This window comes from Melghirimyces thermohalophilus (assembly GCF_900102685.1).
Classification (GTDB): domain Bacteria; phylum Bacillota; class Bacilli; order Thermoactinomycetales; family DSM-45169; genus Melghirimyces; species Melghirimyces thermohalophilus.
In genome coordinates, this window is sequence record NZ_FMZA01000011.1 from 1 (window position 1) to 14,969 (window position 14,969).

Genomic DNA, 14,969 nt, shown 5'->3' on the forward strand with positions numbered 1-14,969 from the left:
AAAGTGCGAGCCCATCGCCTTTCCTCTACGGGAACATACCTGTACAAAAAACGGAAAGAGACGATCGAGCGAAGCTTTGCAGACGCGAAAGAGCTGCACGGGCTTCGCTACTGCCGGTTGAGGGGAAGGGAAAAGGTCCAAGAGCAAGCGCTGATGACGGCCGCAGCGCAAAACATCAAGAAGATTGCCAACCACCTAACCAAAGCCGGCTAGGTGGTTGGGCGGCCTTTTTGATCCAGGTTTTGATACGTCGATGAGCTGGTTTTGTCCATAAAAAAAGAGTGTGGAGAAAGCAGTGAAGGGCTTTCTCCACACTCTGTTTCTCTTTATTGTGCAATCGATGCGATGGTGGATTTGGACCATTCGGTGAATTCCTGGGGAAAGTCAGGGTAGGCCTTAAGGGTACCGAGCAGCAGTTCAAACCCCACCAGGGAAAGCCCCAGGATAACCATGACGGTGAAAACGGCGAAAGTGAGTCGAAAGAGGAGCGTGCGCAACAGGTTCACGATGCGTCTTCCTCCCAACATTTCTTCTTCAGGAATATTTTTCCCCTTTTTGCTAAAAATATGCCTGGTGAATGCTAAAAAAACCGATCTCTGCTCATTTTTGGGGTGGAGATCGGTTTTTTCAGGTTTAGCCGTCTCTCCGTTCCCAACCATCCGACGACCAATCCAGATCCAGGGTGCGGCCTTTCCCGTCCCGGAGAATCGGATCTTTGACGTACCAACCCCGACCGTTGGCATGATCATCGGTTTGGTAGCGGAAGCGGATGTAGCGGGCGTCGGCGGGAAGGGTCCGTTTCTCCTCCTTCCATCCTTCACTGTGGCCGATGAAGGGTTCTCCCAAGACAGTCCAATGCACGCTGTCGGCGGACACCTCCACCCGACCCTGGTCCAAAGGTTCGGTATTAGGTTCCGCTTCCGTCCGGTACCAGGTGTCAAAGGTGAGGGTCCGACCTTCCTCTCTCTGCCCGGGGATGGTGGCGGTGAGGGAGCGGTCCAGCTCATCTCCGTAACCGGCAAACCAGGCCGTATCCTTTCCGGGGATGGCCACCGGGATCGCATCCGCTGTCAGCCGGGCCACCTGACGCCGGATCGGGTTGATGGAAACCGTCTCCCGCGTCGGGTGCACCCGGTTGGTAAGGGTGATAGTGATGACGCGGTTATCCCGGTTGACCACGAGCGAGGTGCCGGTATAACCGGTATGGCCCAGAGTATGAATATCCGACAAGGCATCCATGTACCACTCCTGGTTCAATTCCCAACCGAGACCGTGATCCTCACCAGGAAAGGCAGCATTATGATTTTTTTCCATCCAGGCCACCGTCTCCGGTTTCAAAATGCGAACTCCGCCATAACTTCCCTCGTTCAGCATGGTATGAGCGAAGATGGCCAGGTCCTTCGCTGTGGAAAAGACGCCGGCATGACCAGCAACCCCATCCAGGGACCAAGCGTTTTCATCATGAACACTCCCCCACACCAATCCCCGCCCCACCCCAGGTTGGTATTCTGTTGCTGCTATTCGGTGCTTCAGGGAATCCGGCGGATTGTACATCGTGTCTTTCATCCCCAAAGGGGCGGTAATGTTTTCTTTGACATACTGGTCCAGCCGTTGTCCGGAGATCCTTTCCACCAGGGCGCCCAGGGTTATCATATTCAGATCGCTGTAGGCATAGGTGGTCCCAGGCTCGTTTTCCAGAGGGTGAGCGAAGACGAGGTTCAAGCGATCTTTTCGACTCTCGCCCATGGTGTAAAGGGGGATCCAGGGCTCAAAGCCGGAGGTGTGGGTCATCAGCTGCCGGACCGTCACCTCATCCTTTCCCTGTTGCGCAAATTCGGGAATGTACTTGGCGACGGGATCCTCCAAGGCAAGCTCCCCCCGTTCTACCAATTGCATCGCAGCCACAGTGGTAAACACCTTGCTGATCGAGGCCAGGTCGAAGATGGTGTCCTCCTTCATTGAGACCGGCTGTTCCAATTGATTCCCTTGATCATCTTGGTATCGGGCCGCGTAGCCATATGCCTCCTGCTTGACGATCGTCCCCTGGCGTGCCACCAACACCACCGCTCCCGGCGTCAGCCCATCCTGAATCGACTGCTTCAACATCGGATCGATCGCCTGCAGCGGCGCTTTTTTCATCCCGGCAGAGGCAGGCGCTCCCCGGTGCAGCACCGGGGGCATCGGACCGGGTTGATCCCAGGGAAATGGGGCCCCGTAAGCCATTGGCCCTTGCTTCATATTTCCCTTTTTCTTCACCGTAGCTTTCGGTTCCATGATCGGCCCCGGTGAGGCTTCGCTTCCCAGGGCAACCGCCGGCGTCAACAGCGTCAGGGCCAGGGCGGCAGAGCACAGCCTTCGCCCGGCCTTAGATCGAACGGCCATCAAACCCCTCCTGTCTGGAATAGAGCGTATTGCCTGTCCTTTCTTCAAATATTATCAGAAATCAATGAATATTTTTCCCCAGTCGCTACGGTTTCCTTCATTTTTTCCAACCAGATGGGGCGCTTAACCATGAACGCCATCGATTCTTCAACCGAACAGAAAAGACCCCTACTGGGGTCTTCCTCTGCTTTCTATCATTCTGCGTATACCTGATGAATCCCATCGGCCACGGAAGCGACTGTCCGGCTGGCTTCCCGGCGCACACCTTCCGGTGCGTGAGCCATGGCGCAGCTGTATCGGGGGAAATGGCGGAACATGGAAACGTCATTGAAAGCATCCCCCAGACAGAGCACCTCATCAGCCTGGATGCCCAGGTGTCGGGTGAGCGCCTGCAATCCGACTCCTTTGGAGACACCGACCGGCATCACGTCCAGGCAGTCTTTATCCGAAATCAGGGTATCTACTTCCCCGGCGAAATGTCTGTCCAATTCCTCCTTCAACCCTTGGCACAGCTCCAGGTCCCCGAAGTAGCTAAATTTGCACGGGAACTGTCCATTGTCAAAGCGCTTGGGTAGGTCGTCCACCAACTGGATCGGGGCAAACAGGCGCTCCCGAACCACACCGCCGTAGGGATGATCCACCGGGGACAAGAGATCATGCTCAAAGCAGACCATCATAAACAGATTCACATCCCGGGTCTTTTGGAAAATCTCCTTGGTCAACTTCGGGGAAAATGCCGACTGGTGCAAGGGCTCCCCCTCCTTGGTTCGCACAAAGGAGCCATTTTGGCTCACCTCATGACAAGGGATCCCCAATTCTTCGGCCACATGCTCCAACTCCACCTGCATCCGACCCGAGGCGAGGCAGAGATCGGCCCCCCGCTCCACCGCCATCTGCAGGGCCTCCCGATCGTGTTTGGCCACCTCTCGCTCCTTTGTCAATAAGGTTCCGTCCAAGTCACTGACAACCAATCGAATCATTGTTTCCACCCTTTCCCGAAGCTGCAATCATTGCTAGATACCCTCTTCCGATGAGCTGCACCCCGAAACCGGGCTCATCGCGCTCCTCCGTCCATCGGCCAGCGGAGGGACCCGTCCTTTTATGAGCAAATCCTCTTCATTATAAGAAAGGTGATCCCTTTGAAGCAACAAAAAAAGACCCACCCGCCGGGTCCCAAAACCTTCTCTGGCACCATCAGCCGTAATCTTCAGTCCTTGGACGATCGTGGCATCACGGACCGGCGTAGGGGCTTTCGGAAGTTCCTTCCCCCGCCGCTACCTGCTTCCGACTCATCTCCTGAGCCATTCCTGCTACCTTTTGGGTACAGACACAATGCTTCCGATGGTAATACATATAAAGCTCCGCATCCTGATATTTATAGTATTCCGCCAACAGTCCGTACATATGGGCTTTTTCCAGCGCCTGTTGAAACTCTTTTTTCACGTCCAATGATGCCACCCTCCCGGTCGCTTGTTCACATAAAGAATATGCGAACAGTCAGCCGATGAGTCCTCTCCCACAAAAATCCATATGCCCCTGATCCAAAAAGAGCCATCCGCTAGGGACGGCCCTTTGCTTAATTTTTTAAAAGACGTATTAAGGGAATCAATGCAATACCGATTCTTGCATGGGATAACAATGGTTCAATCCGCTGAGGTCGATCAGCTTCGATGAGTAAAGAAGATCCTCGCTGGTTGGCGCTTGTGTGGAGTGTCTCCACAAATAATCCGCTTTGGCCCGGTTAAAACGCTCCAGTTGCTCTTCCCAGCTGAGGTGTTTCCATTCCCAATAGCTTCCCCCAATAATCCGCATACCGCTTGATCCACTCCTTCACAGGTTCCTTCTGCCCCAAGGGGTCATCCGTTTTTTGTTTTAAAGGAAAGTTTGATTCTACGGCCAGTTTATAAAAACAGTCCGTTTCCGAACAATAGCCCAAAAGGCTTGATTCCCCACTGTGAAAAACCTTCCATGCCTCTGAGAATCGGGGGCAAAACGACGAACAAATCGATCTCCAAACGAATGGTTTAGGTCTTAAGAGGGGGTCTTCCAACCCGATCGTAAGAAAAGCCGCCGGCCGGAGCTCGTCAATAAAAAGTATACCACAAACAGAACATATGTTCTTGCTTATTTTCAAAAAAATTTCCCTGATTCGCCCCCTCTTGAACGTCAAAGAAGGTCAGTGTATAATACAGTTAAGGTCAAAGAAAGTCAAAGTCAAAATAAAACGTATGATCGGATCAGCAAATAATAAAGGAGGAATGACTGATGCGTTGTGATCACTGCCAACAAAAACCGGCAACAGTGGAATGGAACCTGCAGATCAACGGCAAGGTACAGCACCTCTCGCTGTGCCGGGATTGTTACCATAAAATGCGTAACGGAATGAAAAAACCAGCCAGCATGGGCTTTGGTCCTTCCGGCGGTTTTCCCATGGATGAATGGCTCCGCCACATGATGAGCCCCAAAGCCGGAGGCACGGCCCCGTCTCCGACCCAAGGGATGGCGGCGGCCTCCCAGGGCGGCGGCAATGGAGGACTTTTGGACCAGATGGGTAAAAACTTGTCCCACGCCGCCAACGCCGGTCTGATCGACCCGGTGATCGGACGGGATCAAGAGGTGGAACGGGTGATTGAAACCCTGAATCGCCGCAACAAAAACAATCCGGTATTGATCGGGGAACCCGGAGTCGGGAAGACGGCGATCGCCGAAGGCCTCGCCCTCCGGATTCATGAAGGAAAGGTTCCCCATAAGCTGAAAAACAAACAGATCTATCTGTTGGACGTCACCTCGCTGGTGGCCAACACCGGCATCCGGGGTCAGTTTGAGGAACGGATGAAACAGCTGATCACTGAACTTCAGGAACGGAAAAATGTTATCGTCTTTATCGACGAGATCCATCAATTGGTCGGCGCCGGGTCCGCAGAGGGCTCCTCAGACGCAGGAAACATCCTGAAGCCGGCTTTGGCCCGGGGGGAAATTCAGGTGATCGGTGCGACTACCCTGAAGGAATACCGACAAATCGAGAAGGATGCTGCTTTGGAACGCCGTTTCCAACCGGTGATGGTCGATGAACCCACCGTTGAAGAAGCGGTCCGCATCCTTGAGGGCCTGCGGCAGAAGTACGAGCAGTACCATCGGGTCCAATTTACCGATGAAGCGCTCCGCGCCTGTGTCACCCTATCCAACCGCTACATCCAGGATCGTTTCCTGCCGGATAAGGCGATCGACCTGATGGACGAGGCCGGTTCCAAAGTAAACCTGGCCCACGAAACCGGCGATCTGGACAGCATTCGCAGCCGACTAGAACAAATTGCCTCGGAAAAACGGGCAGCCACCGAAAATGAAGATTATGAGCGGGCGGCCCGCCTCCGGGACGAAGAAACGAGGCTGGAACAAGAGTTGAATGAGGCAGACAACCAGGTGGAACAACAAGCCATCGTCGATGTGGAAACCGTTCAGACCCTGGTTGAAAACAAGACAGGAATTCCGGTCCGCAAGCTGCAAAAAGACGAACAAGAGAAAATGAAGAACCTGGCGGATCGCCTTAACGCCCAAGTGATCGGACAAGAGGAAGCCGTCCAAAAAGTGGCCCGGGCCATTCGTCGCAACCGCGCCGGCTTGCGCCGAGGCACGCGGCCGATCGGATCCTTCCTGTTTGTGGGCCCCACTGGTGTCGGGAAAACCGAGCTGGCCAAAACCCTAGCCCAGGAGATGTTCGGCGAAGAGGAAGCCATGATTCGCTTCGACATGAGTGAATATATGGAGAAACACGCGGTCTCCAAACTGATCGGTTCCCCGCCAGGTTACGTGGGACACGAGGAAGCCGGCCAACTGACCGAACGGGTACGCCGGAAGCCCTACAGTATTATTCTGCTGGACGAAATCGAAAAGGCGCACCCCGATGTCCAACACATGTTCTTGCAAATCATGGAGGACGGTCGGTTGACGGACAGTCAGGGGCGCACCGTCAGCTTTAAAGACACCGTCCTGATCATGACCAGCAACGCCTGGACCGGGGTCAAAAAAGCCAACATCGGGTTCACTCAAGGGGAAGAAGAGACGGACACTCACGTGACGGAGCAGCTGTCCGATACCTTCCGTCCCGAGTTTCTGAACCGGTTTGACGGGGTCATCGCCTTCCGCTCCCTCACCCGGGAAAATCTGCTGCAGATCGTCGACTTGATGTTGGATGACGTTCGAGAGGCTGCTTGTGAGCAAGGGCTCACCCTCTCCGTGACCGAAGCCGCTAAACACAAACTGGTGGACTTGGGCTTTGACCCGGCCTTTGGCGCCCGTCCCCTGCGTCGGGTGATATCTGAGCAAGTGGAAGACGGCATCGCCGATCGGATGTTGGAAGAAGAGGATGTCACCCAACTTACTGTCGATGTTACCGATGATCAGATCACTGTTGTAAAAAATCGATAAATCACGACCCTTCAACCGCCGGGCTCCGATCCTGGCGGTTTTTTATACTTTCGTTCTGAATACAGGTCGCAAGCATAGGTTGTTACCAGGGGGGTGAAACCGGCCGGACAGGCACCCGAAATCTGCCCTGACTGACCGGGGAGAGGAGAAAGGGAAGAGCATGGGGCTGTCTCCACTGAAGCAGGAGGTGGCTGCCGTGCTGTTATGGTATGCGATCGTGGATTCTCTATTTGGGCCGCCTATATTGTGGAGCGGTCAGACACTTAGGGAAATGTCGGAGGTAGCGGGGAATCTCGCCCCCTACTTCCTTTGGCTGGTTTGCCGCGATCGAACCGGGGACTGATCCGGCTCACCCCCTTTTTAGGCAATAAGAAAACCGGCTCGTATAAATCCGAGCCGGTTTTTTAATCCGATCGTCAGCCTTCCAGCAGCAGCAATTCCGGATCTTCCAGCAGTTTTTTGATGGTGACCAGGAAGCTGACGGCCTCTTTTCCGTCAACAATGCGGTGATCGTAGGAAAGCGCGAGGTACATCATCGGGCGGTGCTCCAGTTTATCCCCGTCAACGGTGACCGGGCGCTTCTGGATCGTATGCATGCCCAGGATCCCCACTTGCGGGGCATTCAGGATCGGGGTGGACAGCAGGGAGCCGAAGACGCCCCCGTTGGTAATGGTGAAGGTCCCCCCTTGCAGATCGGACAGGGAGAGTTTCTTATCGCGGGCTTTTTTGGCCAGGTCAGCGATATCCCTCTCGATTTCCGCAAAGGAGCGGCGGTCAGCGTTGCGCACAACCGGCACCACCAGGCCTTCATCTGTGGAGACGGCGATGCCGATATCGTAAAACTTTTTGTAGATGATATCCGTGCCGTCGATCTCTGCGTTCAGTGCCGGAAAAGCCTTCAGAGCTGCCACTGCCGCTTTGGTGAAGAAGGACATAAAACCGAGGTTGACGTCGTGCTCCTCTTTAAAGGCCTCCTTCCGACGTTTGCGCACCTCGATCACCGCGCTCAGATCCACCTCGTTGAAGGTGGTCAGCATGGCTGCGTTGTGCTGCGCCTGAACCAGGTTTTTGGCGATGGTCTGCCGCCGCCGGGGCATGCGGACCCGCTCCACCGGTTTCGTCGGATCGTCGCTCTCTTGGGGCTGAGCTGGTTGTGCGGCCGGCTTCTGGCGCGGAGCTTCCGGCTTAGCAGCAGAAGTTTCTTGATGGGCGTTGACATCATCCGCTGTAATTCGTCCCAGGGGGTCGGAGGGACGGACACGTCGAAGATCGATCCCTTTTTCCCGGGCCAGTTTGCGAGCGGCAGGGGAAGCAGTCACCTCTTCTCCCGATTTATCCTCTGTCTCCGCCTGTTCCGAGGGAGCGGAGGTTTCGGTGGCAGCTTCTTTTTGAGAGGCCTCCTCCTTGGCCGGTTGGGCCTCTTTGGCACCTTCCGCTTTTCCTTCGCCGATGTAGGCGATCACTTCGCCCACTTCCACGTTGTCGCCCGCTTGCTTCTGGATGTTTTGCAGGGTGCCGCTGTTCTCAGCATGAATTTCTACATTCACTTTATCCGTTTCCAGCTCGAGCAGAACATCCCCCTCTTCCACAGAATCCCCTTCGCTTACCAGCCAGTCGGCAATCGTTCCTTCTGTGATCGATTCCGCCAACTCTGGCACTTTAACTTCATGCATGACGTTTACCTCCCGCGATGGTGTCAGTTTTGATGGTTTCCGGATTTAGGGCTTCGGAGAGAATGCGCTCCTGTTCAATATCGTGCACATCGGGCTGCCCCACGGCGGTGCTGGACCGTTCCGGACGTCCCACATAGCGGACGTCCACTTTGCTCGGCACCGTCTCCCGGAGTCTCGGTTCCATATAGAACCAAGCGCCCATGTTTTTCGGCTCTTCCTGCAGCCAGACGACTTCTCGCAGGTTCTTCAGCTTCCCGAGTCGGGCCTGAATCTCTTCTTTCGGGAAGGGATACAGCTGTTCCACCCGCAACACATGCAGCCAATCCGGCTTATGCTCCATACCTTCCAGTTCCGTTTGCAGATCGACCGCTACCTTGCCGCTGGCCAAGACGAGCCGTTTCACCTTCTTCGGTTGATGGCCCAAAAGCGGCTCTTCAATCACCGGTTGGAAGCTGCCCGATTCAAATTCGGCCGGTTTCGATGCCGATCGTTTGTTCCGGATGAGGCTCTTCGGCGTCATCAGGATCAGAGGACGAGCATCCTCTTTTCCAGTCAGGCTCGCCTGGCGGCGCAAGATGTGGAAGTACTGGGCAGCTGTGGTCAGATTTCCGATCACACAGTTGTTCTCCGCAGCCAATTGCAGGAAACGTTCCAAGCGGGCGCTGGAGTGTTCCGGCCCCTGACCTTCATAGCCATGAGGCAGCAGCATCACCAGACTGGAGCGCTGCGCCCATTTAGCCCGACCCGCAGACAGGAACTGATCGATAATCACCTGGGCCGCGTTGGCAAAATCGCCAAATTGTGCTTCCCACAGCACCAAGGTTTCCGGTTCAAACACATTATAGCCATACTCAAATCCCAACACCGAGGCCTCGGACAAGGGGCTGTTGTGGATGGCGAAGGAAGCCTTGGATTGCGGCAGGGTGTGGAGCGGGCAGAAGGACTTGCCTGTCTCGGGATCATGCAACACCAGGTGCCGGTGGGCAAAGGTGCCCCGCTCCGAATCCTGTCCGGTCAGTCGAACCGCCCGCCCATCGGACAGGATGGTGGCGAAGGCCAGCGTTTCTGCTAGAGCCCAGTCCACCTGGCCGTCTTCACTCAAAGCTCCGGAACGCCGTTTCAGCATTTTTTCCAGCTTGGGATACACCTTAAATCCGTCCGGCCACTTTAACAAGTTTTCATTGATCTCGTGCAGGGACGCCAGCGGAACGCCGGTCTGCACTTCCGGCAGAGGTCCGGGAACCTTTTCAAACTGCATCCGGTCTTCCACGTTTTCCTCTGTATCCCGGTTTTCCTTCACCTTTTTGTATGCCTTTTTCAAGCGATCTTGCAGTTTTTTATCAAACGCTTTCAATTGGTCATCGCTGACGATGCCTTCCTTCTTTAATTGTTCGGCATACAGTTTACGAACCGGAGGATGCTTGTGGATCTGAGCATACATTTTCGGCTGGGTGGCCGAGGGGTCATCCATCTCATTATGACCAAAACGGCGGTAGCCGATTAGATCGATCAGGAAATCCTTGTGGAAGCGGGCCCGGTATTCAAATGCCAAATGGATAGCGGCCAGGCAGGCTTCCGGATCGTCCGCGTTGACGTGAACCACCGGAATCTCAAAGCCTTTGGCAAGGTCACTGGAGTAAGTGGTGGAACGGGAATCAAGATGTTCCGTGGTAAAGCCCAGTTGGTTGTTGGCGATAATGTGAATGGTTCCCCCAGTATTGTAACCCCGCAGCCGGCTCATATTGAGGGTTTCGGCCACGATTCCTTCACCGGGGAAAGCAGCATCGCCGTGGATAAGAACAGAAAGGGCTTTAGTCACGTCCTGCTCCGGATAACCAGGCTGATTGCGGTTATCCTGGGCAGCACGGGTGTAGCCTTCTACGACAGGATTGACAAACTCCAGGTGGCTCGGGTTGTTTGCCAAAGTGAGCCGCGTGTGCAAGGTATCGCTTTCATCCACTTTCCGATCCATACCCAGATGGTATTTGACATCTCCTGTCCATCCGTAGTTCAACCCCATCGAACCTTCAGAGGGGACCAACTCTTTGTTCGGAGCATGATGGAACTCGGAGAAGATCGCCTCATAGGGTTTGCCCAACACATGGGCCAACACGTTGAGGCGGCCGCGGTGGGCCATGCCGATCATGACGTTCTTGACGCCGCTGTGGATGCTCTGTTGGACGGCTTCATCCAGCATCGGCACCAGCATATCCACACCCTCGATGGAAAAGCGTTTTTGCCCCACAAAGGTTTTATGCAGGAATTTCTCAAACCCATCCACTTCGACCAAGCGGTTCAGCACCGACAGCCGCTTCTCTTTAGATAGGGAGGGAAGGAATTCTTTTGATTCAACCATGTGAAACAACCATCTCCGCTCATCCTGGCTGTGCACATGGGTGAACTCAAAGGCGAGGGATTGTGTGTAAATCTGACGGAGACGTTTATATACATCCAACCCGGTTTGAATCTCATCTGACTCTTCCGCCCACATCACATGTGCCGGGATCGCATTTAAATCCTCATCGCTCAGTCCGTAATGAGCTGGATCGAGAATGGGGCTGGGCGAACTTCCATGCACGCCCAACGGGTCGATTCGCGCATCCAAATGCCCGTAAGTGCGAATTTTATGGGCGAGTTTCTCAGCTGCAACCACTTTTTTCAAATCGTAACCCGCGGAAGAGGAGGCTGACGGCTGTTGAACGGCACCACCAGCAGCGAGTTCCCCCTGTTCCAGCGAGGCCGGGGGAGGTCCCCATTGGTCGAAAAGCTCTTTTAGTTCAGGCTCCACGGCCTCCGGATCCTGGCGATACCGATCGTATTCATCCAGAAGATATGCCAGGTTGTGGCCGTGGACGCCTTGCCATGGCGTTCCCATTCCAGGCTTCCCTGTAGACATCCGATGTTACCTCCAACTACATTTTATTAGGGTTCCACTGATGGAGTCCTGATGAGCAGATTGCGAATCCGCTTCCGAAAACACCTATAAAGGCCAGGAGCCACCATTCCCTCATCCTTATGGATCCTCGCCTTTATTATATATTGATGGGCGCTCTCGGTAAAATTTCTCATAATAGGGACGACGCGATACATCCTCCCTCGTTGACTGAGGAGACAGCTCTCCCCGATTGTTGAATCATCCATGCTTTTCTTGGCAAAAAAGGAAACGGTTGACGGTGAGGTATAATTAGGGACTCTTTTCCTACGACCCTCCTCAGCTCCCGGGTTGGTAGCTAAGATAATGTGAAATACACCAAATGCATCTTGACACATCAAACGTACGTTGTCGACCCCTGTTTTCATCCCTTTGGTACGGTTAGAGATAGTGGGAAAGAACGTCCTTCTTCCAGATGATCATTCCTTTCTTTATCCTTTGTATCCAAGTGATAAACATCTTTTTTCATTAGAGGGTTCTTTGCAGTCAAAAAAAAGACCCGGCACAGGTTGGATGTGCCGAGTCCTGCAGTTTTATTTGTATTGACTGGTATCGTATTTCCGCAGCAAGCTTTCCAGCTTGATCGCCAGTCCGATATCTCCTTTCACCTTCAGTTTTCCTGACATAAAGGCGGCAGTCCCGTTCAAGTTACCTACGAGCAAATCTTTAAAATCTGACGCCCCCATCTGCAAGGTGCAATCCGGTTCAGCAGGAGTCCCTTTTTCCACTTTTGCCTTACCGTCGGACAGGTGCAGCTGATAGGTGCCTTCCTCTTCTCCAGTGATATCGTACTGATAGACCACATTCAACCCTTCAATCGGCTTGGGATCCGCTTGCAAATTCTTTTCAATCTCCTCCCAAGCTTCATCGACAGTGTACTCCTGAATGTTTTTGGCCATTTCCCTTACCCCTTTCTTCATGTTCAAATAATCATATGATGGTCAACCGGCAAGTGATGCCGTGGGACCTCTTGTTCAGACACGCACACCGTGCGGTTCGTACAGTTGACGCGCAGTCACCAGGTGTTGAATTTGGTTGGTTCCTTCGAAGATGTCGAAGATTTTGGCATCTCGGTAAAGCTTCTCGACGATATGTTGCTCCAACCCGATGGGACCGAGGAGTTCCAGACACTTGGCGCAGACGTCAAGCGCGATTTTTCCCGCATAAGCTTTACACATGGCGGCTTCCTTGGCATTGGGTTGACCGATATCCGCCTTCCAGGCCGCTTCCCATGTGAGCAGTCGGGCAGCCTCAATATCCAGTTCCGCGTCAGCCAACAACTCCGACGCTCGATGGTAAAAAGAGCCTTGCTTGGGATATTCGCGGCGAACCAAATCTAAGGTGTACTCATAGGCAGCGCGGGCGATCCCAATCGCCATCGAGGCCACGATCGGCCGGGTGTTGTCAAAGGTTTTCATGGCCACCCGGAATCCTGAGGGGCCTGAAGCCTTGGCCTGGTAGTACTCCTCGCCGCCGAGAAGGTTTTCGTCAGGAACGAAGCAATCCTCAAACAACAGCTCAGCCGTCTCGGAAGCGCGAATGCCCATTTTGTGAGCTAACCGGGTGCAGCTGAAGCCAGGCGTTCCCTTTTCCACCACAAAGGCCCGGTGGCCGGCACGTCCCAAACTCCGGTCGATGGTAGCAAACACCACCACCCACGAGGCTCGCCCACCGTTGGTGATAAAGATCTTCTGCCCGTTGAGCACATAACCGCCCTCCACTTTTTTAGCGGTGGTGCGGATTCCAGAGACATCGGAGCCGGCATCGGGTTCCGTCAAGGCGTAAGCTCCCCAGCGGGGCGGCTCATCCCGGGAAAAGATGGACAAAAAACGCTCCTTCTGTTCCGGCGTCCCACTGGACTGTACCGGCGGTCCGCCCAGGCCCGGACCGGGAAGCGTCAAGGCGATCGCCGGGTCCCCCCAGCCCAGCTCCTCAGAAGCGATGACCGCCAAACGATTCCCCTGGCGCTCGGTTTTCTTTTTCTCACCGGATCCCGATTTCTGCTTATCCCCCCCGAAGGAGGAAGTACTTAGCTGAATTCCCAGCTGGTTGATCCGCTCCAGCCACTCGTCAGGCACCTTGCCCAACCGATCCGCTTCCATGGAGATCGGACGCATTTCATTTTCGGCGAACCAATGGACAATCTCTTTCACTTGCTGCTGATGGTCGGACAATTGAAAGGAAATCATCGGATACCCCCCTTAAACCTCAATTGGAACCTTTCTGTCCAGCAACTGTTCCCCCCGTTGGATCAGGAGCTCCCCTTCCCGTCCGTATAGGAGGGTTTGCGCTTCGGCGTCCCGCATCCACTTTTCCACAGGGAATTCCTGCACATACCCGTGGCCGCCGAGCAGCTGAACACCGGAATCGCTGACGAACCGGAGGGCTCGATGAACCCGGCCCAATGTGCTGGAAGCTGCTACCTCCCCTTTATCCCCGTCGATATCCGCCGCCGCACGTAGCACCAGATGGCGCATCGCCTGAGTTTCGATGGCCATGCCAGCGAGGGTAAAGGAGACGCCCTGAAATTTGGCGATTTCCTGGCCAAAAGCTTTCCGTTGTGCCGTGTATTCGGTGACGTAAGAAACCGCGGCATCCATCAGCCCTATCTCCTTGGATGCCTCCAACACTTGAATGCGGCGCAACGCTTTTGCCAGGAGGTCCTTTGCCTCATCTCCTTTGGCCAACACCTGATCTGAGGAGATCTTCTCCTCGTCAAAACGGATCCGAGCACAACCGGAGGCTAGCAACCCGAGGCGGTAGTCCCCCGCTTCTGCTTGCCAGCGGTTGCCCTTTTGTCGATCCAACCACAGCAGGAGGGTTTCCCCTTGGGAGTCGACGGCCGAGACGAGCAAGTAGTCCGCAAAGGCCGCCAATCGAACCGGCTGAGACGTGCCATTTAACACGTAACCGGTTTCATCCGCAGACGTGATGGTGACACCCTGGGGAATTTCACCCTCAGCGGCATGAAGGAAAGCGACTGTGGGCCATGTACCCTTTTGCCCCGCCTCTTTGTAAGACGCAAGTAAGGGATGATCGGGGATGAAGCGAAACAGGGAAGCAGCATCTCCAGCGCCGGGCAGCCCCTGAACCACTCCCAGATCACCAGAGCTGAGTGCCTCCAGAATCTGTACCTGGGAAATTAAAGGCATCTCCAAACCGCCCCAACTTTCAGGCAGTTCCAGGGATGCGAAACCCACTTCCTCGATTTTTTTCACCAATTCGGGATGGACACGCCCTTCCTGTTCACACTCCCGAGCCAGGGGACGAATCCGCTCCTTGGCGAAGTCTCTCGCCAAATCAACAAAGGCCTGTTCATCTTCCGTAGGCTGAAAAGAAACCATTGGACACCCTCCTCCTCTAAAATGGATACCCTTGCACAATCAATCCCCTACTCCACCCTGTCTGCACACAGAAGCTTTATCATTCGTACCAGTACGTACTGGTATTTTAAATCGACGGACATCTTCTGTCAACACACATTTCTGATATATCGAAATCGGCTGCTATTATAAATTAACTGTCAGTTATGTAAAATAAACATTTCCTACAACCTG

Annotated in this window: 13 protein-coding genes; 3 read left to right on the forward strand and 10 right to left on the reverse strand. The window is 54.3% G+C overall.

Translation table 11 applies throughout. From position 1 onward, the window contains the following. On the forward strand, nucleotides 1-213 hold a 213-nt coding region (locus BLP91_RS09425), incomplete at its 5' end, for a transposase (protein WP_143003518.1). A 113-nt stretch (nucleotides 214-326) separates the two neighbouring features. Here the strand turns inward: BLP91_RS09425 and BLP91_RS16385 are convergent. The 5 genes from BLP91_RS16385 to BLP91_RS09450 all read right to left on the reverse strand — a co-directional run bounded on the left by BLP91_RS16385 (nucleotide 327) and on the right by BLP91_RS09450 (nucleotide 4,194). Beyond that, a complete protein-coding gene (locus BLP91_RS16385) occupies nucleotides 327-506 on the reverse strand; it encodes a hypothetical protein (protein ID WP_143003519.1) in 180 nt (59 codons plus the stop codon). Nucleotides 507-633: 127 nt separating this feature from the next. Next, the gene (locus tag BLP91_RS09435) at nucleotides 634-2,382 is read right to left on the reverse strand and encodes a serine hydrolase domain-containing protein (protein WP_091570090.1); all 1,749 of its coding nucleotides are present in this window, start codon (nucleotides 2,380-2,382) and stop codon (nucleotides 634-636) included. Between the two features lie 194 nt (nucleotides 2,383-2,576). Next, complete coding sequence (locus tag BLP91_RS09440; protein ID WP_143003520.1) at nucleotides 2,577-3,362, reverse strand: HAD family hydrolase; 786 nt, start codon at nucleotides 3,360-3,362, stop codon at nucleotides 2,577-2,579. A gap of 250 nt (nucleotides 3,363-3,612) precedes the next feature. Next, nucleotides 3,613-3,831, reverse strand: coding sequence for a hypothetical protein (locus tag BLP91_RS09445; RefSeq protein ID WP_091570096.1), 219 nt, complete (start codon nucleotides 3,829-3,831; stop codon nucleotides 3,613-3,615). Between the two features lie 156 nt (nucleotides 3,832-3,987). After that, on the reverse strand, nucleotides 3,988-4,194 hold the full coding sequence (locus BLP91_RS09450) for a hypothetical protein (RefSeq protein WP_091570099.1): 207 nt from the start codon (nucleotides 4,192-4,194) through the stop codon (nucleotides 3,988-3,990). 453 nt (nucleotides 4,195-4,647) lie between these two features. On the opposite strand from BLP91_RS09450, the gene BLP91_RS09455 reads away from it, so the two are divergent. Then, nucleotides 4,648-6,807 (forward strand): ATP-dependent Clp protease ATP-binding subunit, encoded by a 2,160-nt coding sequence (locus BLP91_RS09455; protein ID WP_091570102.1) that lies wholly within the window; start codon nucleotides 4,648-4,650, stop codon nucleotides 6,805-6,807. A 160-nt stretch (nucleotides 6,808-6,967) separates the two neighbouring features. Continuing rightward, nucleotides 6,968-7,150, forward strand: coding sequence for a hypothetical protein (locus tag BLP91_RS09460; RefSeq protein WP_091570105.1), 183 nt, complete (start codon nucleotides 6,968-6,970; stop codon nucleotides 7,148-7,150). A gap of 73 nt (nucleotides 7,151-7,223) precedes the next feature. Here the strand turns inward: BLP91_RS09460 and odhB are convergent, their stop codons facing one another. The 5 genes from odhB to BLP91_RS09490 all read right to left on the reverse strand — a co-directional run bounded on the left by odhB (nucleotide 7,224) and on the right by BLP91_RS09490 (nucleotide 14,756). Continuing rightward, on the reverse strand, nucleotides 7,224-8,480 hold the full coding sequence (gene odhB, locus BLP91_RS09465) for a 2-oxoglutarate dehydrogenase complex dihydrolipoyllysine-residue succinyltransferase (protein WP_091570108.1): 1,257 nt from the start codon (nucleotides 8,478-8,480) through the stop codon (nucleotides 7,224-7,226). Beyond that, entirely contained in the window at nucleotides 8,473-11,376 is a 2,904-nt protein-coding gene (locus BLP91_RS09470; protein WP_091570110.1) for a 2-oxoglutarate dehydrogenase E1 component, read from the reverse strand. The genes odhB and BLP91_RS09470 overlap by 8 nt, the downstream gene beginning before the upstream one ends. Nucleotides 11,377-11,945: 569 nt before the next feature. Next, nucleotides 11,946-12,311 carry an SCP2 sterol-binding domain-containing protein gene (locus BLP91_RS09480; protein WP_091570115.1) on the reverse strand — a complete coding sequence of 122 codons (366 nt, stop codon included), beginning with the start codon at nucleotides 12,309-12,311 and terminating at the stop codon, nucleotides 11,946-11,948. 75 nt (nucleotides 12,312-12,386) lie between these two features. Further along, the gene (locus BLP91_RS09485; RefSeq protein ID WP_091570118.1) at nucleotides 12,387-13,601 is read right to left on the reverse strand and encodes an acyl-CoA dehydrogenase family protein; all 1,215 of its coding nucleotides are present in this window, start codon (nucleotides 13,599-13,601) and stop codon (nucleotides 12,387-12,389) included. Between the two features lie 12 nt (nucleotides 13,602-13,613). Then, a complete protein-coding gene (locus tag BLP91_RS09490; RefSeq protein WP_091570121.1) occupies nucleotides 13,614-14,756 on the reverse strand; it encodes an acyl-CoA dehydrogenase family protein in 1,143 nt (380 codons plus the stop codon). Nucleotides 14,757-14,969: the final 213 nt, after the last annotated feature.